The sequence below is a fragment of the Winogradskya humida genome, assembly GCF_016862215.1.
Taxonomy (GTDB): domain Bacteria; phylum Actinomycetota; class Actinomycetes; order Mycobacteriales; family Micromonosporaceae; genus Actinoplanes; species Actinoplanes humidus.
This window is the reverse complement of sequence record NZ_BOMN01000125.1, coordinates 62802-83539: the sequence shown is the minus strand read 5'-3', so window position 1 is coordinate 83539 and position 20738 is coordinate 62802. Positions and strand designations below refer to the sequence as shown.

Sequence of the window (20738 nt, the reverse complement as noted above, 5' to 3'; positions counted from 1 at the left end):
GCCTGTTCTAATGTGGTCCTCATGTTGGCGCAGGTGCAGCAGCTGGGTGTGGTCGCGGCGAAGGTTGCCGCGGCCCCGCTCTGGCAGCTGTCCGACACCGAGCTGACCGAGACGTTGAAGGCCGCGCACCGCCTGGAACAAGCCGCCAAGTTCCTGCAGGCCCGGGTGACCCGCCAGATCGACACCCGAGGCGTTCCCGCGGCGCAGGGCCATCGATCCGTCACCGAGTGGCTGCGCAGCATGCTGATCCTGGATCTTGGCCCAGCCCGCGACCTCGTCGCCCACGCCGCCGTGCTGGACCACCCGGCGATCTCCCAGGCAGTCCTGGACGGCGACGCCGACCTGCGCCAGGCCACGGTGATCACCCAGACCATCGAGAACATCCCCACCGACCTCGCCACGCTGAACGATCCCGATGGTGCACCGGTCATCGATGCGGCGCAGACCGTGCAGGATGCCGAAACCCTGCTGCTCGACATGGCGGGCCGCCTGTCGGCAAACCAGCTGCGTCGTGCGGGGGACCGGATCCTGGCCTACGTCGCCCCGGAGGTGGCCGATCGCGCCGACCGGGCCGCCCTGGCCCGCCAGGAAGCCCGCGCCCGTCGCGAACGCCGTCTCGCCCTGTCGCTACCGGTCGACGGCCTGGTGCACCTGTCCGGGATCCTCGGCGTCGAGGACGCCGCGACCGTGCAAGCCGCGCTGCACCCCTTGTGCAAACCCGCCCCCGACGACAACCGAACCCCCGGGCAACGCCGTGCGGACGCCCTGCTCGAGGTCTGCCGGTTGGCCCTACGCACCACAGAGCTTCCCACCGACGGCGGCGAACCACCCCAGCTCGCGGTCACGGTCGCCTACGACCCGCTCACCCAGGCCCTGGGCATCGCCTCGACCGACACCGGCCTGCGCATATCCCCTGACACCATCCGGCGCCTGGCCTGTGACGCCCGGATCCTGCCGGTCGTCCTGGACGGCAAGGGCCAGGTCCTCAACGCCGGCCGCCGCCGCCGCCGCACCGCAACCGGAGCCCTACGCCGCGCCCTCCACATCCGAGACGGCGGATGCGCCTTCCCCGACTGCGAACGCCCACCGAGATGGACAGACTCCCACCACATCCGCCACTGGACCACCGGCGGCCCCACCAACCTCGACAACCTCGTCCTCCTGTGCCGCCGTCACCACAACGTTGTTCACGATCCGGCGGCGGGCTGGACGATCAGTCTCGGCCCCGACCAGCACCCCCTCTTCATCCCCCCACCCACCATCGACCCCACCCAGCTACCACGCCGCAACCTCTACCACCTACGCCAGTGATCAGGCCCCAATGATCGAGCCCCAGCGATCAGGCGCCAATCGTCGGGCGCCCTCTGACTGGGCGCCCTCTGACTGGGCGCCCTCTGACTGGGCGCCCTCTGACTGGGCGCCCTCTGACTGGGCGCCCTCTGACTGGGTGCTTGTGACTGGGTGCTTGTGACTGGGCGCCAGTGACCGGGCACCGATGATCAGTCGCCAGTGATCGGGCCTGGCCACCATCCCGTCACAAGCTCGCGTCCGGGCGCCCCGCTGCGCTGGATCGAGTAGCCCCGCACTCGGCCACCGGCCACCGCACTCGGCCACCGCACTCGGCCACCGCACTCGGCCACCGCACTCGGCTACCGGCCACCGCGCCCGGGCGCCCGACTGTCGCACTAACCCGCGACACCCACACCCGCATCTCATCAGCCGCCAGCCCGGGTCGACATGCCGCCCTTATGGAACCGGCACATCGCAGTGTCGTCACCCAGAGCGCCTCATACCCCGGAACGACTCGCCTTACTGGGGTCGGCCCTCGCGTAGTTCGCGGACGAGCGAGGACACCACGGATTTGAGGCTGCCGTTGTTCGCCGCGGCGACGCGGAGCTGGCGCTGATAGCTGGCGCCGTGTTCGGCGATGTCGCGCAGGTGGTCGAGCTGGGTCGTGCAGCCGAGTGACTCCGCGATCGGGGCGAGGACCGGGAGCAGTTCGTCGAGGTCCTTGGTGACCAGGCGCTCGTCGCCATCGGCGTTCTGGATGATGATGGCGTCCATGCCGTAGCGGGCCGTGCGCCATTTGTTCTCGCGGACGAACCATGGTTGCAGGCCCGGGACGTCGCGGCCGGCGTCGAGTTCGCGGGAGAAGTGCTCGACGAGGCACTGGGTGAGGGCGGCGACGGCGCCGATCTCGCGTACGGTGGGGATGCCGTCGAAGCTTCTGACCTCGATCGTGCCCCACTTCGGTGACGGGCGGATGTCCCAGCGCAGTTCGTTCAATTCCTCGATGACACCGATGTGCTGCAGGTCGGCCACCATCGCCTCGTACTGTGCCCACTCGGTGAACTGCGGCGGCAGGCCGGCCGTCGGCAGCTGCTGGAACATCAGGGCCCGGTTGGACGCGTAGCCGGTGTTCTCCCCGGCCCAGAACGGGCTCGACGCGCTCAGCGCCTGGAAGTGCGGCAGATAGTTCAGCAGGCCCTCGATGATGGGCAGCACCTTGCGCCGGTCCTCGACCGCGACGTGCACATGCACGCCCCAGATCATCATCTGCCGCCCCCACCACCGGGTCCGGTCGATGAGCGTCTCGTAGCGCGGCTTCCCCGGCGTCACCTGCTGCTGGAACCACTGGCTGAACGGATGCGTCCCCGACGACATCAGGTCCACGCCCATCGGCTCGGCGAGCGCACCCACCCGTTCGACCAGGCGCGTCAGGTCGTCCACGGCATCCTGGGCGCGCAGGTGCGGCGCGCTGACCACCTCGACGGTGTTGGTGAGCAGCTCACCCGTGACATGCGGAAACCCCTCGAAGGCGCCGAGCCGCGACAACAGCTCCGGAGCGGCCGGAGCGAGCTCCCCGCTGCGCCGATCGACACACGCGATCTCCCACTCGATCCCCAGACGCGATCTCTGCGACAGTGCGAAGTCGATACCCATGAACCTGATGCTACGAATCATGAGCTGAGCGCGCAGGGAGAGTCCCACCCCACGCACGGCAGTATGATCAGCCATGACGAACATCGACCTGGAGGCCCACTACCGAGCCTACCTGGCAGCTCTCAACGACCGCCGCCTCGACGACCTGGATCGGTACGTCCACGACAACCTCACGTACAACGACAAACCGATGACCCGCCGTGAGTACCGGGACCTGATCGCCGCCGACATCGCCGCGATCCCCGACCTGTTCTACGCCGCGGACATCGTCGTCGCCACGGGCGACCAGGTGGCCTGCCGCATCGTCTTCGACTGCACGCCGCAGCGCGAATTCCTCGGCTTCACCCCGAACGGCAAGCGCTTGCACTTCGCGGAACACGTCTTCTACCGCTTCCACGAAGACCGCATCGCCGCAGTCTCATCGCTGATCGACCGCCCGGCCATCGAGGCCCAGCTCCGCTCCTGACGGCCGGTCACAGCAGGTCACGAACCTCAGCCAGAAGATCGATCTGGGTACGCCAGCCAGGGCCGGACAATCCGATCACGAGGTGGTCCGCGGCGTACTCCGCGATCCGTTCGGCGGCCTCGGCAGGCTCCCCGGTGATGGGAATGTCAGCAGCATCACGGGCAGCGTGCTGGTAGGCCCCGGCAATGCCCGCGGCCAGCTCCGCCCGGGTCGGCGTGCCGTCGGCCGAGCCCAGAGCCCCGGACGCCCCGATCGTCACCGCCGGCACCGGCCGGCCGGCGGCGGATGCCAGCGTGTTGAGCCTGCTCCTGCCCGCCGCCAGCCGCGCCGGTGTGATCAACGATGGGAACCAGCCATTGCCCAGCCTGGCCGCCCGGTCGATCGCCACCTCTGACGCGTTGCCCACCCACAGCGGTGGCACCTCGACGGTGGGGTAGAACCCGGCCACCGTCGTGTCTTCGCCGGTCAGAAGCCCGGGAAACAGTCGCAGGGCCGTTTCGGTACGCCTGCCGCGCTCGTCGAAGGGAACGCCGGCCGCCGCCCATTGCGCGGGGCCGCCTCCTGAGCCGACGCCGAGCAGGAGGCGCCCGCCGGAGACCAGTTGCAGGCTTGCGAGCTGCTTAGCGGCCCAGACCAGAGGCCGGATCGCGGGAATGAAGACGCTCGCGCCGATGGCGATCCGGCTGGTGGCGGTCGCGGCGACGGCCAGGGCGATCGTGCAGTCCACGGTCGGCATCCCTACGGCAAGATGATCGCCATGCCAGACGCTGTCCAGACCCACGTCCTCGGCGTGCCGGGCCGCCTCGGCGAGGGTGAGCTTGTCACGCCGCTGGACTGCCAGTGACGGCAGGATCACGCCGACCTTCATCTGCATTGCCTCCTCAGGGTTCTCGTGGCCAGTCTCGAACCTCTACCGCGCGTCAGGTCAAGCCATGACATCGACGTACCTCGACGGCACACTGCAGGAGTGACTCGACGCGAGGCGAGTGTGGGCGCGCTGACGGCGGTTCTGATCGTCGGTGGCGCGGTTGTTGAGTTCCAGCCCTGGTCATGGCCGTGGGAGGCGATGTGGGCGGGCGTCCGGAGCCACGTCGGACTACTGGCGCTCGGCGCGGGTGCCGGCCTGGGTTCGGCCCGGGCAATTGCGCGATTCCGCGCGCACCGGCATTCCGCGCGGGGCTCTGGTGAGTCCGAGCGGCACACGCCCTGGGTGGTCTCTTATCCGGGAATCGCGACAATGGTCGCGACGGTCACCGGTCTCGGCATCGTGGCCCTCGTCGTCATGCTGCAGGTGGCGGCCACGGCTGTGGAGTCGGAACGCCCCCGGCTTCAGGTCGACGCCATCAAATACGGTCTCGGTGTCTTTGCCGGAGCGGGCGCCGTGGCGGCATTGCTGCTCGGCATCCGGCGCCAGCAGCACCTCGAGCGCGCCCAGGAACACGTCGAGCGCGCGCAGCGGCACACCGAGGCGGACGCCAGCGAACGGCGGGTCACCGACATCTACACCAAGGCAGTGGAACAGCTGGGATCCGCGGACGCCGCGGTCCGGCTCGGCAGTTTGTACGCCCTGCAGCGGGTGGCGGAAGACAACCCCAAGCAGCAACAACCGATCGCGGACGTCCTCTGCGCCTACTTGCGGATGCCTTTCACCCCACCGTCGGCCGCGCCGGATCCGCCGTCGTCGGCCGCGCCGGATCCCCTGGGGCCGGATCCCGTGCGGCCGGATTCTGGGCGGCCGGATGCCGACGCGGGCCGGGATCCTTACCAGGAGTTGCAGGTCCGGTTGACGGCTCAGAAGATACTGACCGAACACATTCGCCCGGGGCGTGAGGTCGAACGCGGCAACCGTGCGGCTGGTGGTGGCGCGTTCTGGCCCGAGATGGATCTGGACCTCACCGGCGCCCGGCTCGTGGACTGGGACATGGCGGGCGCCCGGGTGAGATCGGCGGTGTTCAGAAACGCGACCTGGGCGGGTGCCGCCCGGTTCGACGACGCCGTTTTCGACGATGTCGCCACGTTCTCCGGCGCGACGTTTCATGACGACGCACTTTTCCGGGCCGCCGTCTTCCGCAGAAACGCGTTGTTCGGCAACACGACGTTCAAGGCGGACTGCCGGTTCGAGAACGCGTCATTTCGTGGCGCCGCCGCCTTCGGATCCACCCGGTTCAACGTCGCCAGGTTCATCGCGACGACGTTTGCCGCGGGTTCACGGTTCAGCGGCGCGTCCTTTGCCGGCGGAGCCCGCTTCGAGGCAGCAGTGTTCGACCATCTGACGAGGTTCGATGATGCGACGTTCTCCGGCACCGCCCGATTCAGTGATGCGACCTTCCGCGCGATCACGGTCTTCAAAGGGGTGCAGTTCCGTCGCACGGCACTGTTCCGAGGGGTGACTTTTCTGGAGAATGTCACCTTCAGCGGCGCACATTTCTTCGACAGCGCCGGCTTCAGCGCCACACGCTTCGAGAAGAAGACTCTCTTCGACGGAACCACCTTCGCCCGTAACGCTCGCTTCCACAGCGTCATTTTTGCCGGTGACGCGACCTTCATCCTGGGGCAGAGCGCCGAGGGGACGCACATCTCCCGCGCTTGTGCACTCGACGGGGCGCTGGTCATCACCAGGGACAAACGCGACGATCGATGGCCTCCCGGATGGGCGGTGGCAGCGGGGGACGCGGATGGCTTGGGGCGTCTGCAGCGTGCGCCGGTGCTGTAGACGCCCGGCCGGGCGTTAGCTGATGGCGACGTTCAGGAGGCTCACGAGGACGAGGCCGATGACGTTGTAGCCGCCGCTGATCGCTGCGTACCTCAAGGGGTGGGGGAAGTTGGGGTTGATGGCGATCGTGGTGGTGTTGGCGACCAGGTAGCCGATGCCGGCGATGAGGGCGAAGACCAGAGCATCCGCGTACGTGGTGATGTGGAGGGCCTGGATCAGGGTTGCCGTGGTGATCGTGATGATCAGGGCGCACAGGGGCGGGCCGGCGAGGAACAGCGGGGACCTGATCGGCTGGGCGTCGGCGGGGCGGCCGAGGGAGTGGTTGTACTGCTTGGGGAAGAGCAGGGCGAACCAGAGGCCGCCGAGGAGGGCGAAGGCGGCGAAGCCTGCGAGTACGGCGAGCCAGTTGATGTCGCCGAGCACGTTGAACATTGTTTCCCCAAATCCTGGTCGGTGTCGGGACGACCTTGTCAGGAGAAGGTGCCAGAATGTGGCCGCTACCAGAGGCGGTTCTCTGAGGCAGATGCTTGTGTTCAAGCGCTTGAGGTGTGTGACGCTGGCCGGATGGACGTTTGGACGATCCGGGATGTGGCCCGGCGGTGCGGGCTGAGCGAGCCGACGCTGCGGTATTACGAGGACATCGGGCTGATCGGGCCGATCGGGCGCGACGCGAGCGGGCATCGTCAGTACGACGCCGCTGACCTTGACCTCATCGGGGCGCTGTCCTGTCTGCGGGCGACCGGGGTGAGCATCGGGGACATGCGGACGTACAAGGCCAACCTCGCCAACCGGGAGGAGACCGCCGCCGAGCAGCGTGACCTGCTGCTACGCCACGCGGAGCGGATCGAGGCGGAGATCGTCGCCCAGCACGCGCGGCTCGGGTACCTGCGCGCGAAGGCCGCGGTCTGGGACGCCCGGGACCACGCGGACGGCGTCGCCGAGGCCGAGGCGTGGCAGGCCGTCAAGGAGGCGGCCCAGCACCTCGGCTTCCACTAACGCCAGCTCCACTTCTGGTTGTCGGCGGTGCCGCAGGTCCAGAGGACGAGCTTGGTGCCGTTCGCGGTGCCCTGGCCGGAGGCGTCGAGGCAGAGGCCGGACTGCGTACCCGTGATGGTGCCGTTGGGGTTGAGGGTCCACTTCTGGTTGGGCTGACCGTTGCAGTCCCAGATGACCACCGCGGTGCCGTTGACCGTGCCGGCGTTGTAGGCGTCGAGGCACTTGTTCCCGTACACATAGAGTTGTTTTGTTGAAAGGTAGGTCCAGGCCTGGTTGGTCTGGCCGGCGCAGTCCCAGAGCTGGGCCTGGGTGCCGTTGGTGGTGGTGAAATTGTTGATGTCCAGGCAGCGGCCGGACTGCTTGCCCACCAGCGCACCGGTTCTCGGGCCGCTGCCGGGGCTCTCCGTTCCGGTGACCGTCAGCAGGACCGCCTCGTGCGCCGGGACGCTCGCCGCGTAGCTCGTGGTTCTGCTGCCGAGTTCGGTCGCGGACCAGACGTTGCGGACGGTCGCGGTGGTGGCGAGGCCGAGGTCGGCGAAGGTCGTGGTGACGGTGGCCGTGGTGCTGGTCCGGTTGAGCAGGACGACCGCGCGGCGGCCGCTGCCGGAGAGCACCTTGCTGTAGACCTGCAGGCCCTGGGTGGCCTCGGCGACCTTGACGCCCTGCCGGCCCAGCGGATCCTGATCGATGGCGATGACCTCGCGGTTCGTCAGGACGGTACGGGTCTCCGCGCTCATGGTGGTCAGGTTGTTGCCGGCCAGCAGGGGCGCGCCGGAGATCGCCCACAGGCTCAGATGGCTGCGGTTCTGCGCGGCGCTGAAACCGGGCATCCCCGCGATCAGCATGTCCGGGTCGTTGTAGCGCCCGGCGGCCTGCGCGGCCGGATGCTGCGCGGAGTCGAAGTTCGCCAGCACGCGGTCCATCGACGGGCTCTCACCGTAGAAAATGATGTCCGTGCTGGTGCGCCACATCGTCGAGATCCCGGGCGCCCAGTCCCACGGATTCTGCTTCCCCCAGTTGCACACCGACAGCACCATTGGACGCCCGGTCACGCTGGTCGCCCGCACAATCGACTGCGCAATCGACTGGTACGCCGTCCGCGCATCCAGCCCCTCCGCGTCCCCGCCGCACCAGTCGACCTTCACGAGGTCGAAGCCCCACTGCGAGAACTGCAGAAAGTCCTGGTCGTAGTGCCCCTCGGACCCCGACCCGGGCGCCGCCGGACGACCGGTGGGGTAGTAGTAGCCGCACCCGTCGCGGCCGGCGTCGGTGTAGATCCCGGCCTTCAAACCCTTGCTGTGGATGTACGCGGCAATCGCCTGCATCCCGCCCGGCCACTCCGCCGTGTCCACCGTGATGTTCCCCGCCGAGTCCCGCGTGCCCTGCCACCAGCCCTCGTCGATGTTGACGTACTGATAGCCCGCATCCTTCATCCCGCTCGCGACCATCGCGTCGACCTGCGCCTTGATCACGCCGTAGTTGATCTGCGCCGCAAAGGTGTTCCACGAGGCCCACCCCATCGGCGGCGTCCCCACCATGGCCGCGGCCGCTGCGTCGGCCGTTGCGGGGGTGTCGCTTGGCGTGGCTGCATTGCCTGATGTGACTGCGCTACGTGCCGTGGTTGCGGTGCCGAGCGTGGTTGCTCTGCCGGGCGTGTTCGCGCTGCCCAGCGTGGTCGCACTGTGTGCCGTGGTTGCGGTGCCGAGCGTGGTTGTGTTTCCTGCGGTGGTTGCGCTGCGTGGTGGGGTTGCGGTTGCCGGGGCCGTCAGGCCGATCAGGCCGGCCGTGGTGACGAGTAGTGGTGCCGCGAGCCAACGTAGGAATCGGGTGCTCATCGGTGCCTCCCGGCCGGGACGAAACAAAACCGCAACACCGAGATAGTTAACGTTCACATAGGTTGATGTCAATGACTGTGGAGGGCGACTATGACGGCCCAGCCGACGTACCCCAGGTTGAGCAGCACCTTCACCGCCGCGCCCACCAGCCTGCGAGCCCGCCGTGGCGAACCGGCCGAGCCGTCGAGGGTGACGAGGCCGGCGGAAATGTGATCCCGGCGGCTCGGCTCGGTCGGGTCCTGGCGCGGTTGCCCGGTCGGGTCCTGGCGTGGTGGCTCGGTCGGGTCCTGGCGTGGTGGCTCGGTCGGGTCCTGGCGTGGTCGTTCGGTCGGGTCCTGGCGCGGTGGCTCGGCCGGGACTTGGCGTGGTCGTTCGGCCGGGACTTGGCGCGGTGGCTCGGCCGGGACTTGGCGTGGTCGTTCGGCCGCGGTTTGGATCAGGGTGTCGATGTGCGCCACTATGAAGACCGCGATCATTGCTGCGGCGGCCCATGCGCCCGGCTCCCGGCCCTGCGGTGTGAGCAGTGCAACGCCGTCGAGGATCAGTGCCACGCCGCCGGCGAGGACAATGATATCGGGCCGCCCCAGCCAGCCCGGGACCAGCCCGCGGACATATGCGGGCCGGACGAGATGCGCGACGCCGTTGACGAACAGGAAGAGGGCCAGAGCGATGGCCGCAACAGGGTGCATGCCATGAGCGTGGCGTCGACCGGTGCGTGGACGCTTGAACAAAACGATCGCCGCCTGGACTTCGCTGCCACTCCCGTCGCGACGATGTTCGCCGAGTCCACCGGCTTCCGGGTCACGCCGCACCGCCACCCGGCCTGGAAGATTGTCCTGTCCCTCGGCGGCCACGTCGACGTCGGCTATGGCCCTGCGGGCTTGACCACCGGTCCTGGAGTGATCGTGCCGCCGCAGGTGGCGCACAGTTGTGCGGTGTCCTCGGCGTATGTTGCGCTCCTGCTGGAGCCCTGGGAGTTGGCGCCCGCTGACCGGCCTGTCCCCATCGACGCGACGCGGACCAAGCGCATTCTCGCGGCAGCCGGTAACCCTGGCGCGGGTGCTGACCTGGCCGCCGCTCGCGCCGAGATCGTGGGACTCACCGGCGCGGGTGCGCCGCTCGAACCGCGGGTGGAGTACGCGGTGAACGCGATCGCTCGCGACGGATCCATCAGCGAGATTGCCGCTGAGGTCGGGCTCTCCGCGCCGCGGCTTCGTGTGCTGGTGCGTGGCTCGGTGGGGATTCCGTTGGCTCGGCTCAGGTTGTGGGCACGGTTACGCGGTGCCGTTGCGGTGCTGCCCGGCGGGCCGGCGGCGGTGGTCGCTGTGTCCGCGGGGTTCGCGGATCAGGCCCATCTGGTCCGTACGGCTCGCGGGTTGCTCGGCCGTACCCCGTCCGAGCTGTTCCGGTGACCCGAAGCTGTTCCGGTGACCTGAAGCTGTTCCGGTGACCTGAAGCGGGGTGGCGAGCCGGCCCGCACGGAGGAACGGACCACGCGCCGGGCGTGATCCGTTCCTCAGCCGGACCGGGCTACTGGGCGATCCAGATGCCGTAGTCGCGGGTGGCGGTGCCGAAGTCCTGGAAGCCGAGGATGGTGTTGTTGCCGACGTACGTGTAGCAGTTGATGCCCTTGGCGATCGCGGCGCCGCTGGCGGAGCCGGTGTAGACCGGGCCGCCGCTGTCGCCACCGCGGACGGCGGGCTGGCCGTCGACCTGGCGGGCTTCGACGGCGTCGCCGGCGTCGGTGTTGAATTTCTCGACCAGCAGGCCGCAGACCGGGCCTCCGGTGTCGCGGGCGGAGGAGCCGCCGGACTGGCAGAGGTATTCGCCGGGGAAGACCCAGTCCCAGCCGCCGACGGTGGCGACGGAGTTGGATTCGAGGCCGCCGAGGTACATCAGGTCGTCGACGTTGCCCGGGGTGGCGACCAGGCCGAGGTCGTGGGTGGCGTTCTTCGCGGTGAACGTGCCCATGAACTCGCCGGTGCCGTCGGTGATGCGATCGCCGTTGTTGCCGCAGTGGCCGGCGGTCAGGATGAAGCGTTCGTTGGCGGCGTTGCGGACCGGGAACCCGGTGGTGCAGCGGGCGTTGCCGTTGATCTGGTCGGCGCCGCCCTTCCACGGTGCCCAGTCGTCGCGACGACTGGTCTCGACCTTCGGGCCCTGGTCGACGATCTCCACCGGCACGCCGACGTCGGGGGCCTGCTTGCGCCCCACGGCCGTACGCATATCGAGCCCGACAACAACTTTGCTGCCGTCCACCGCGTACTTGACTCGGGTTTGCCCGGAAGAATAAGCGGCTCGGAGTGTCGCGCCGGCCGTGCGCAGCTCCTGCAGGGTGTGATCGGCGGGGGAGACCTGCACGGGGGCGATAGCGCGGGCGGCGGTTACGGCCTTGCTGACCGGTGCGGGCAGCGCGCCCTTCCACCAGACGGCGACGTGGCCGTCCTCGAGGGCGATGCCGGCGTACCCGTGGGAGGCGCCGCGCTCGACCGCGGTGCGGATGATGCTCGCGGCCCTGGTCAGGGGGATCTGCTTGCTCGCGACGGCGGTGACGTCCGTGGTGGGGGAGTTCGCGGACGGTGCCGCCACCGCGGGGGAGGAGGCGATGATGGTTGCCGCGGTGACGGCGAGGGCGGCGGTTGCGCCGAAGCGCCTGGTGCGTTTCATGCGGTTTGCCTTTCGGGGGGCACGCGCGGGGACGCGTGCGGACGGGCCAACCTGCCGCAACCTGCGCGGCGCCCCCAGCACACCATCGTGCACCAACCCCGGCCAGGCACTTCACCGGCAACTGCATTTATGCCGGTCTATTAACAGTACGCGTTCAGCGCGGCTCGTCCCGCCGGAGACGCTCGGCGGCGTACAGGGCGACCAGGTCATGGAAGCGGTACCGCCGTCCGGCCGTCAGCAGCAGTCCGGCGTCGACGAGTTCCTCCAGCGCCGCATCCGTGCCGGATTCGCTCAACCCCGCCGTTGCGGCGGCCAGCGCTACGCCGAAGTCCGTGTGCGCGATCGGGGCGCAGCGGCGGAAAACCAGGGCCGTGGTGAGCGCGAGCTGGGCGTAGGAGACGGCGAAAGCTTCGCGTACGCCCTGGTCGCCCGCGGTCAGCGCACTGAGCCGCCCGCCCGCGTCGCTCAGCTGCCCCACCATCCGCGCCACGCTCCATGACGGACGGCTCGCCAGCCTGTTCCCGGCTATGCGCAGCGCCAGCGGCAGATGACCGCAGAGCCGTGCCAGCTCGGCGATCGCCTCGGGCTCGGCCGCGGCGCGCGGACCGATGATGATCCGCAGCAGCAGGGTAGCCACGGGGTGATCCAGCACCGGTACCGCTGATCGCTCGACGGCCTCGAGCCCGGCCAGGGGGCGGCGTGCGGTGATCAGGACCAGGCAGCCCGGGGTGGCCGGGAGCAGGGGGCGTACCTGGCGTTCGTTGACAGCGTTGTCAAGCACCACGAGCAGGCGCCGGCCCTGCGTCACCGTGCGGTAGAGCGCGGTACGTTCCGCCGATGACCGGGGGATCCGGCTGTCCGGCACACCCAGTGACCGCAGGATCCGCCCGAGCGTGGCTGCCTGATGGAACGCCGGCACCTGGTCGACGGCAAGCGCCGGGGCGGTTCCGGTGGAGGGAGAGTCCGGCACGCTGAGGTCCACAAAGATCTGGCCGTCGGGGAAGCGCTCTCTCAGACGGTGTCCTGCGGCGACCGCGAGGCTGGTCTTGCCGATCCCCGCGAGGCCGTGCAGGACGACGGCGGTGGGGCCCGCGCCCTGGCCGGTGGCGGCGGGGCCGGCGAGTGATGCCAGCCGGGCTAGTTCGGCGGAGCGACCGGTCAGGTCGTTGATCGCCGGAGGGAGCTCGCCAGGGACCAGGACGTCGGCGCGGTGGCCCGGTGAGGTGTCGCCGGGCGCTGTAGGGGCGGGCTCGGTGGCGAGGGTCAGGAAGCCTTCGCGGTCACCGCCGTTCAACCGGAGGGCGTCCGCGAGCAGTGCGACCGTGCGGCGGCGGGGTGCGCGGACCTGGCCTCGTTCCAGGCTGCGGATGCCGCGGACGCTCAGGCCGGACGCCTCCGCCAGGCCCTCCTGGGTCATGCGCTGCGTGTGACGCCAATGCCGCAGCTCGGCGGCGAACCGGTCCTCAGTGAACCGGTCCTCAGTGAACAGGTCCTCGGCGGACCGGTCCTCGGCGGACCGGCCAGCCGTGTCCCGATCAGCCCTGTCCCGATCAGCCCTACCCCGCCCGGCCCTGTCCTGCCCCGCCCTACCCCGTTCGGCCCTGTCCCGTTCGGAATCGAGCACCACCGCGTGCCCCCTCGCGTCACCACCATCGGAGATAGATGATAACGAATCAATGCGAGCGACGGCGCAGCGTACGGTCATAGTCCTGGAACCGGGCCTTCGCGATCACCGACCGGTCCGGGCTGCGCAGCACGATGCCCTCCGCGCGGCCCTGCCCCGAGTCGTCCAGGGCGACCAGTGTGCGGGGCAGCCGCTCGCCGAGGAACGCGTGCATCTTTTCGATGTCGGTGGGCAGCTCGGCCGCGTCGATCGTGAACAGGCGCGGTGTGAGATCGACCCCGGCGGCGTCGGCGGCCGGCTGCAGGTCGTCCTCGGCGAGGTACGTCTGGCCGCCGCCCTCCCGCCACGCCGAGATCTGCTGCGCGGGCCACGTCAGCCGGTCGGCCAGGTCGTCGAGGACGGCGACGTCGAACAGCCGCCAGCCGACCGCGCCCCGGGTGCTGTACTGCTTGGCCTGACCACCGATCTTGGCGCCGTACAACTCCAGGTAGTAGACCCGGGCCCGGTCGCCGGCCGGCAGCCGATCGGCCAGCGGCCTGAGGTTCTCGACGATGCCCTGCGAAGGGTTACCGATGAGGTCGCCCTTCGCGTAGAGCAGCTCCTCGCGCGAACCGAGCACATAGGTGCCGTCGGGCAGCACGATGATCCGCGAGTTGGTGCCGTCGACCTTCTCGGTGGCGATGACCGGGCCGTCGAACGCGATCGCGGTCTCGACGAGGTTGCCGTTGCGCGGGTCGAGCTGGTGGTAGGTGGGGATGGACGGGTACTTGGTGAGCGAGTTGAGGGCTCTCAGGTCGATCGCGCGTACGTCGAAGCCGGTCATCGGGCAATGCTGCCCGTCGCGCCGGCCGGGTCACAAACGCTTTATCGACCGGCGAGGACCGCGAGGATTTCGTACGCGACATGAGCGGCCGCGATTCCGGTGATCTCCGCGTGGTCGTACGCCGGGGCGACCTCGACGATGTCCGCCCCGACGACGTTCAGGCCGGTGAGGCCGCGCAGGGTGGTCAGCAGTTCGCGGCTCGTGAGGCCGCCGGCTTCGGGGGTGCCCGTTCCGGGGGCGTGCGCGGGATCGAGGACGTCGATGTCGACCGAGACGTAGATCGGCGCATCTTCCACGCGCCGGCGCAGGCGCTCGACCGCGCGGGCAGTGCCGTCGGTCTCGTAGTCGTCGGCGCGGATGATGTGGAAGCCCAGGGCCTGGTCGTCGTCGAGGTCCCGGGCGCTGTAGAGCGGGCCGCGGATGCCGAGGTGCAGGCTGCGTTCCAGGTCGATCAGGCCCTCCTCGGAGGCGCGGCGGAACGGGGTGCCGTGGGTGACGGGCGCCCCGAAGTACGTGTCCCACGTGTCGAGGTGCGCGTCGAAGTGCACGACTGCGAGGGGTCCGTGCAGGGTGGCGAGTGCGCGCAGGGCGGGCAGCGCGAGCGTGTGGTCGCCGCCCAGGGCGAGCAGCGTGGAGCCGTCCTCGCCGAGGGCGCGCAGGCCCTGCTCGGTCTGCGCCACGGCCTCGGCGATGTCGAACGGGTTCAGGCCCAGGTCACCGGCGTCGGCGACCTGCTGCGCGCCGAACGGGTGCACGGCGAGGCCGGGATGGTAGGGGCGCAGCAGCTTCGACGCGGCCCGGATGTGACCGGGGCCGAACCGGGCGCCGGGGCGGTAGCTGACACCGGAGTCGAACGGCAGGCCGACGATGGTCACGTCCGCGCGGGACACCTCGTCGAGGCGGGGCAGGCGGGCGAACGTCGCGGGGCCGCCGTAGCGGGGGACCGTCGTCGCATCGACGGGACCGATGGGGGTTTGGCTCATGCTTGGCGATGGTGGCACGGGAACCGGGAGGACGGGGATCGATCGTGAGGTACGGCGAGGCGATCGCGCAGTTGTTGAGTGACTACGGCGTCCGGGACGTGTTCGGCATCCCGGGTGTGCACACGATCGAGCTCTACCGCGGGTTCGGGGCGACGGGGATCGCCACGCATGTCGCGCGGCACGAGCAGGGTGCGGGGTTCATGGCGGACGGCTATGCGCGCATCACCGGGCGGCCGGGGGTGTGCGCGGTGGTGACCGGGCCGGGGCTGCTGAACGTGCTGACACCGGTCGCGCAGGCCTGGCACGACTCCGTTCCGGTGCTGGTCATCGCGGCCGCGACCCGGGGTGGGCTGCGGGGGCGGGGGCCGCTGCACGACGTGCCCGACCAGGTCGCCGCCGCGGCGGGTGCCGCCGGGTGGTCACGGCTGGTGGAACGGCCGGAGATGTTCCCGGAGCTGCTGGCCGGGGCGTGGGCGGTGCTGACCGCGGGGCGGCCCCGGCCCGCCTGCCTGTCGGTGCCGATCGACCATTTCGCCACGTGGATCGACGGGCCTTGGCCGGCCCCGGCCGTGGAGTCTCCGGATCCGCGCCGGCCCACAGCCGAGCAGTTGCACGCTGCGGCGGAGGAACTCAGGCAGGCCCGGCGCCCAGTGATCATCGCGGGCGGCGGCGCGGTCCGAAGAAGGGGCCCGGATGTGGGCGAGGGTGCGGGAGTGGCTGTTGAAGGACTGGCGATGAGGCTTGCCCGGGTGGCTGAGGTGCTTGACGCGCCGGTGGTGTGTACCGGGAACGGGTCGGGGGCCCTTGACGACGGGCATCCGCTGGCGGTGGGGACGTTGCTGCCGTTCTCCGGGGCACGGGAGTTGATCGCAGGGGCGGATGTGGTGCTGGCGTTGGGGACGGAATTCTCCGAGACGGATGTGATCTACACGGGGATTCCGGTCGAGGTGCGCGGGCGGCTTGTTCGGGTTGATCTCGATGAGTCGCAGCTGGCGGCGCACGAGGCCGTGGTTGGGGTGCTCGCTGACGTGGGCGCCTTCCTCAGCGAGTTGCTGCCGCTCATCGAGCCGGGGGAACGGCGGGGCGGCGCGGCGCGAGCTGCGGCGGCGAGGGGCGGGGTCGAGTGGACGGCGCAGTCGCAGCGGCATCTGCCCTGGCTCGATGCGTTGGCCGGTGCCTGCCCGGCCGGGGTGGTGACGGTGCTCGACTCGACGCAGCTGGCGTACACGGCGCATCAGTACGTCCGGAAGACCGGCCCGTGGATCGCACCGTACGGGCTGGGCACGCTCGGTCCCGCCCTGCCGATGGCGGCCGGGGTGCTCGTCGCGGACCCGGAGCTGCCCGTGCTGGTGATCGTGGGGGACGGCGGGCTGCTCTTCACGCTGGCGGAGCTGGCCACGGCGGTCGATCTGGGGCGCCGCCTCGTCGTGGTGGTCTGGGACAACCAGGGGTACGGCGAGATCAGGGACTCGTTCGACCGGGCCGGAGTGCCCCGCAGCGGCACCGAGGTGACCGCCCTCGACCTCGTCACGATCGCCCGGGGATTCGGTGCCCACGCCGTGCGGGTTGACCATCCGACTGCGCTGAGTGCCCAGGTCGCGGCCGCTTTTGCCCGGGCTGCGGTCACGGTGATCGTCGCGACGGCGGATGATCTGGAGTGAGGGGAGCGGGTGTGTTGTCGGACACGAATCCGAAATGTCCCCGTCACTTCCGCCGATGGGGACGTAGCGTGGACGGTTGCCCTGGACCGTGAGCTGGAGATGGAGCGCGCCTGGTGACTGTGACGACTGATTTGCGGTTGGTCACAATTCCTTCGATTGCCGGTGCGCCTCTCGCCCCGGCAGTGTTTCGCACCGACTCGGCGCCGGTGCGCCGCTCCCTGCTCGATGTTCTGGACGAGACCACGCGCGAGCACTCCCACGCCGCCGCCATCGATGACGGCACCCGGATGCTGACCTACCGTCAGCTGGCCGACGAGGTCGAGGTGCTGCGCGGCAGGCTGGCCGGGCACGGCATCGGTGTCGGCGACCGGGTCGGCGTACGCGTGTCGTCCGGGTCCGTTGATCTTTATCTGGCGATCCTCGGGGTGCTCGCGGCGGGTGCGGCCTATGTGCCGGTCGACGCGGATGATCCTGAAGAGCGTGCTGAGCTTGTTTTCGGCGAGGCGGGCGTCGCCGCGGTGCTGGGTGACGGCCTGACCGTCTCGATGCGGCGCGAGCCCGTGGGGCAGCCGGGGCGTCCCGGGCCCGGTGACGACGCCTGGATCATCTTCACGTCCGGCTCGACCGGCACGCCGAAGGGTGTCGCCGTCACGCACGGCTCGGCGGCCGCGTTCGTCGATGCCGAGGCGCAGCTGTTCCTGAGCGGTGACGACGCCGAGCCGATCGGGCCGGCCGATCGGGTGCTGGCGGGGCTGTCCGTGGCGTTCGACGCGTCCTGTGAAGAGATGTGGCTGGCGTGGCGGCACGGTGCGTGTCTCGTGCCGGCGGCCCGCTCGCTCGTGCGCAGCGGTGTCGATCTCGGCCCGTGGCTCGCCGGCCAGGGCATCACCGTCGTGTCGACCGTGCCCACGCTCGCCGCGCTGTGGCCCGTCGAGGCGCTCGATGACGTACGCCTGCTGATCTTCGGTGGTGAGGCCTGCCCGCCGGAGCTCGCCGAGCGGCTGGCCGTCGAGGGACGCGAGGTCTGGAACACCTACGGGCCGACCGAGGCGACCGTGGTGGCCTGTGGCGCGCGGCTGACCGGCGAGGGGCCCGTGCGCATCGGGTTGCCGCTGCTCGGCTGGGAGCTGGCCGTGGTCGACGCGACCGGTGAGCCGGTGGCGATGGGCGGGACGGGCGAGCTGGTGATCGGCGGGGTGGGGCTCGCGCGCTACCTCGACGCCGCCAAGGACGCGGAGAAGTTCGCGCCGCTCGACTCGCTCGGCTGGCAGCGGGCCTACCGCAGTGGTGACATCGTGCGGGCGGAGCCCGAGGGGCTGCTGTTCGTCGGGCGCGGGGACGAGCAGGTCAAGCTTGGCGGGCGCCGGATCGAGCTGGGCGAGGTCGACGCCGCGCTGCAGGCACTGCCCGGGGTCGCCGGTGCGGCCGCCGCCGTGAAGAAGACCGCCGCGGGCAACCAGCTCCTGGTCGGGTACGTCGTGGTTCGTGAGGGCGCGGAGTTCGACACGACCGTTGCCGCGACGCAGCTCCGGGAGCAGCTCCCGGCCGCTCTCGTGCCGTTGCTGGCAGTCGTGGAGGAGCTTCCCACCCGTACGTCGGGCAAGGTCGACCGGAACGCGTTGCCGTGGCCGCTCGCCACCGCGCAGGAGGGCGCCGCCGAGCTGACGGCGACCGAGGAATGGCTCGCCGCCGGCTGGGAGGAGATCCTCGGCCTGCGTCCCGCCGAGGTGGACGCCGACTTCTTCACCCACGGCGGTGGCAGCCTCACCGCCGCGCAGCTCGTGGCGTGGATCCGCGCCAGCCACCCGCAGGTGTCGGTCGCCGACATCTACCAGAACCCGAGCCTGTCCGGCCTCGCCGCGGTGCTCGAAAAGCTCGACACGACGGCGGCGGTCCGCCGCGACGTCCGGCCCACGCCCAAACGGGCCGGGCTGATCCAGGGCCTGCTGATGCTGCCGATGCTCGTGCTCGTCGGGCTGCGCTGGCTGACCCTGCTCGCCGGGCTCGGCAAGATCGCCGCCCTGATCGGGCCCGCGCCGTGGGCACCGCCCGTCACCTGGTGGTGGATCGCGGCCGGCTGGCTGGTGCTGTTCAGCGCGCCCGGCCGGATCGGTCTCGCGGCAGGAGCGGCCCGGCTGCTGCTGTGCGGCGTGGGCTTCGGTGACTACCCGCGCGGCGGCGGCGTCCACCTGCGGCTCTGGGCCGCGGAGCGGTTCGCCGACCTGACCGGCGCGACGAGCGTCGCCGGCGCCTCCTGGATGATCACCTATGCGCGGGCGCTCGGGGCGCAGATCAGCCCCGACGTCGACCTGCACTCCGCGCCGCCGGTCACGGGCGCGCTGAAGCTCGGCCGCGGCGCCGCGATCGAGCCCGAGGTCGACCTCTCCGGCTACTGGGTCGACGGCGACGTCGTGCACATCGGCAAGATCCGCATCGGCGCCGGCGCCCGGGTCGGTGCGCGCAGCACCCTCATGCCCGGCGCCCGGGTCGGCAAGAACGCCTGGGTCTCCGCCGGGACCACCGTCTCCGGCGCCGTGCGCGCCGGGAAGAGCCACGGCGACTGGCCCGAGCCCCGCATGGCCTCGTCGAAGCTGCGGTCCGGCTACTGGGCCGCGGCCTACGGGACGACCGCGCAGCTGCTGGGCCTGGTGTCCGTTCTCGCCGCCCTGCCGGGGCTCGCCCTGCTCGGCTGGACCCTGTCGGACGGGCTCAGCGCGGAGATCGCCTGGGTGATCCCGGTCGCGGCCGTCGCTTATTTCCTGGTGTACGCCCTGATCGTGCTGATCGCCGTCCGGCTGCTCAGCATCGGGCTGCGCGAGGGCTACCACCCCGTCCAGGGCCGCGTGGCCTGGCAGGTGTGGGCCACCGAGCGGCTGATGGGCATGGCCCGCGTCGGGTTGTTCCCGCTCTACGCCAGCCTGTTCACGCCGGTGTGGCTGCGGCTGCTCGGCGCCAAGGTCGGTCGTGGCGTCGAGGCGTCGACCGTGCTCGCGGTGCCCGCCATGACCACGGTCGCCGACGGCGCGTTCCTGGCCGACGACACCATGGTCGCCACGTACGAGCTCAACCACGGCTGGCTGCGGGTCGCGCCGGCCCGCATCGGCAAGCAGGCATTCCTCGGCAACTCGGGCATGACCGCGCCGGGCCGCTCGGTGCCCAAGCGCAGCCTCGTCGGGGTGCTCTCGTCGGCGCCGCGCAAGGCGAAGAAGGGCTCGTCGTGGCTCGGTGCCCCGCCGATGCCGCTGCGCCGCACGGTCGAGGCCGCCGACACCAGCCGGACGTTCGACCCGCCGCTGCGGCTGAAGCTGGCCCGCGCGGCGATCGAGCTGTGCCGGATCGTCCCGGTGATGCTCGCCGCGGCCCTCGCCGTGCTCGTCCTCGCCACGCTCGACGTCGTGTGGCACAGCGCCGGTGGGTGGGCTGCCGCGCTCGCCGCCGGCCCGGTGATGTTCGCCGCCGCGATCGTCGCCGGCGCTGTCTCGACGGCCGCCAAGTGGCTGCTGATCGGGCGGTTCCGGGTCGTCGACCACGCGCTCTGGACCTCGTTCGTGTGGCGCAACGAGCTCGCCGACACGTTCGTCGAGGTGCTCGGGGTGCCGTGGCTGGTCCGTTTCGCGACCGGCACGCCGCTGCTTCCCGCCTGGCTGCGCACGCTCGGCGCGAAGATCGGCCGGGGCGTCTGGCTGGAGACGTACTGGCTGCCCGAATATGATCTTGTCAGCCTGGGCGACGGGGCAACGGTGAACCGCGGTTGTGTGATTCAGACCCACTTGTTCCATGATCGTGTCATGAGCATGGACGAGGTGACCCTGGGCGCCGGTGCCGCCCTCGGCCCGCACAGCATCGTGCTGCCCGGCGCGAGCATCGGCGCACGCACCACCGTAGGCCCCGGTTCCCTGGTCACCCGCGGTGACGCGGTCCCCCAGGACAGCCGCTGGCTGGGAAACCCGATCGCGACCTGGTCGCCCCCGACCGGTCAGGCATGACCGACTGCACCGAGCCACGCCTGCCGGCGGCCGGCGACGGC

Annotated in this window: 16 protein-coding genes; 7 read left to right on the top strand and 9 right to left on the bottom strand. The window is 70.5% G+C overall.

Annotated features, from left to right (window positions below):
• Positions 1–1311 (top strand): HNH endonuclease signature motif containing protein (locus Ahu01nite_RS43370; protein WP_307794733.1); only part of this gene is annotated, 1311 nt, incomplete at its 5' end.
• A gap of 498 nt (positions 1312–1809) precedes the next feature.
• Here Ahu01nite_RS43370 and Ahu01nite_RS43365 read toward each other — a convergent pair.
• The gene (locus tag Ahu01nite_RS43365) at positions 1810–2943 is read right to left on the bottom strand and encodes a glutamate--cysteine ligase (RefSeq protein ID WP_203842613.1); all 1134 of its coding nucleotides are present in this window, start codon (positions 2941–2943) and stop codon (positions 1810–1812) included.
• 73 nt (positions 2944–3016) lie between these two features.
• On the opposite strand from Ahu01nite_RS43365, the gene Ahu01nite_RS43360 reads away from it, so the two are divergent.
• On the top strand, positions 3017–3409 hold the full coding sequence (locus tag Ahu01nite_RS43360; protein WP_203842612.1) for an ester cyclase: 393 nt from the start codon (positions 3017–3019) through the stop codon (positions 3407–3409).
• A gap of 7 nt (positions 3410–3416) precedes the next feature.
• On the opposite strand, the gene Ahu01nite_RS43355 is transcribed toward Ahu01nite_RS43360, so the two are convergent.
• A complete protein-coding gene (locus tag Ahu01nite_RS43355) occupies positions 3417–4277 on the bottom strand; it encodes an LLM class flavin-dependent oxidoreductase (protein ID WP_203842611.1) in 861 nt (286 codons plus the stop codon).
• 522 nt (positions 4278–4799) lie between these two features.
• On the opposite strand from Ahu01nite_RS43355, the gene Ahu01nite_RS43350 reads away from it, so the two are divergent.
• Positions 4800–6122 (top strand): pentapeptide repeat-containing protein, encoded by a 1323-nt coding sequence (locus tag Ahu01nite_RS43350; RefSeq protein WP_203842610.1) that lies wholly within the window; start codon positions 4800–4802, stop codon positions 6120–6122.
• 15 nt (positions 6123–6137) lie between these two features.
• Here Ahu01nite_RS43350 and Ahu01nite_RS43345 read toward each other — a convergent pair whose 3' ends face one another.
• Positions 6138–6554, bottom strand: a complete 417-nt coding sequence (locus Ahu01nite_RS43345; RefSeq protein WP_203842609.1) for a DUF1761 domain-containing protein — start codon at positions 6552–6554, stop codon at positions 6138–6140.
• 132 nt (positions 6555–6686) lie between these two features.
• Here Ahu01nite_RS43345 and Ahu01nite_RS43340 point away from each other — a divergent pair, with 132 nt between their 5' ends.
• On the top strand, positions 6687–7118 hold the full coding sequence (locus tag Ahu01nite_RS43340; RefSeq protein WP_203842608.1) for a MerR family transcriptional regulator: 432 nt from the start codon (positions 6687–6689) through the stop codon (positions 7116–7118).
• On the opposite strand, the gene Ahu01nite_RS43335 is transcribed toward Ahu01nite_RS43340, so the two are convergent.
• Both Ahu01nite_RS43335 and Ahu01nite_RS43330 read right to left on the bottom strand, forming a co-directional pair.
• Positions 7115–8953 carry a glycoside hydrolase family 27 protein gene (locus Ahu01nite_RS43335; protein ID WP_203842607.1) on the bottom strand — a complete coding sequence of 613 codons (1839 nt, stop codon included), beginning with the start codon at positions 8951–8953 and terminating at the stop codon, positions 7115–7117. The two genes, Ahu01nite_RS43340 and Ahu01nite_RS43335, sit on opposite strands and share 4 nt — an antisense overlap.
• Positions 8954–9021: 68 nt before the next feature.
• Positions 9022–9642, bottom strand: a complete 621-nt coding sequence (locus Ahu01nite_RS43330) for a DoxX-related protein (protein WP_203842606.1) — start codon at positions 9640–9642, stop codon at positions 9022–9024.
• A gap of 3 nt (positions 9643–9645) precedes the next feature.
• On the opposite strand from Ahu01nite_RS43330, the gene Ahu01nite_RS43325 reads away from it, so the two are divergent.
• Positions 9646–10365, top strand: coding sequence for an AraC family transcriptional regulator (locus Ahu01nite_RS43325; protein ID WP_239159611.1), 720 nt, complete (start codon positions 9646–9648; stop codon positions 10363–10365).
• Between the two features lie 118 nt (positions 10366–10483).
• Here Ahu01nite_RS43325 and Ahu01nite_RS43320 read toward each other — a convergent pair whose 3' ends face one another.
• From Ahu01nite_RS43320 to speB, 4 genes are all read right to left on the bottom strand, one after another.
• Positions 10484–11620 carry a chymotrypsin family serine protease gene (locus Ahu01nite_RS43320; RefSeq protein WP_203842605.1) on the bottom strand — a complete coding sequence of 379 codons (1137 nt, stop codon included), beginning with the start codon at positions 11618–11620 and terminating at the stop codon, positions 10484–10486.
• A 154-nt stretch (positions 11621–11774) separates the two neighbouring features.
• On the bottom strand, positions 11775–13325 hold the full coding sequence (locus Ahu01nite_RS43315) for a helix-turn-helix domain-containing protein (RefSeq protein WP_275411826.1): 1551 nt from the start codon (positions 13323–13325) through the stop codon (positions 11775–11777).
• Positions 13294–14067 (bottom strand): RNA ligase family protein, encoded by a 774-nt coding sequence (locus tag Ahu01nite_RS43310; protein WP_203842603.1) that lies wholly within the window; start codon positions 14065–14067, stop codon positions 13294–13296. Before Ahu01nite_RS43310 ends, Ahu01nite_RS43315 begins: the two co-directional genes overlap by 32 nt.
• A gap of 41 nt (positions 14068–14108) precedes the next feature.
• Positions 14109–15050, bottom strand: a complete 942-nt coding sequence (gene speB, locus Ahu01nite_RS43305; RefSeq protein ID WP_203842602.1) for an agmatinase — start codon at positions 15048–15050, stop codon at positions 14109–14111.
• Between the two features lie 44 nt (positions 15051–15094).
• On the opposite strand from speB, the gene Ahu01nite_RS43300 reads away from it, so the two are divergent.
• Both Ahu01nite_RS43300 and Ahu01nite_RS43295 read left to right on the top strand, forming a co-directional pair.
• Positions 15095–16711, top strand: coding sequence for a thiamine pyrophosphate-binding protein (locus Ahu01nite_RS43300; protein WP_203842601.1), 1617 nt, complete (start codon positions 15095–15097; stop codon positions 16709–16711).
• A gap of 119 nt (positions 16712–16830) precedes the next feature.
• A complete protein-coding gene (locus Ahu01nite_RS43295; RefSeq protein ID WP_438874864.1) occupies positions 16831–20697 on the top strand; it encodes a Pls/PosA family non-ribosomal peptide synthetase in 3867 nt (1288 codons plus the stop codon).
• The last annotated feature ends 41 nt before the right edge of the window (positions 20698–20738 follow it).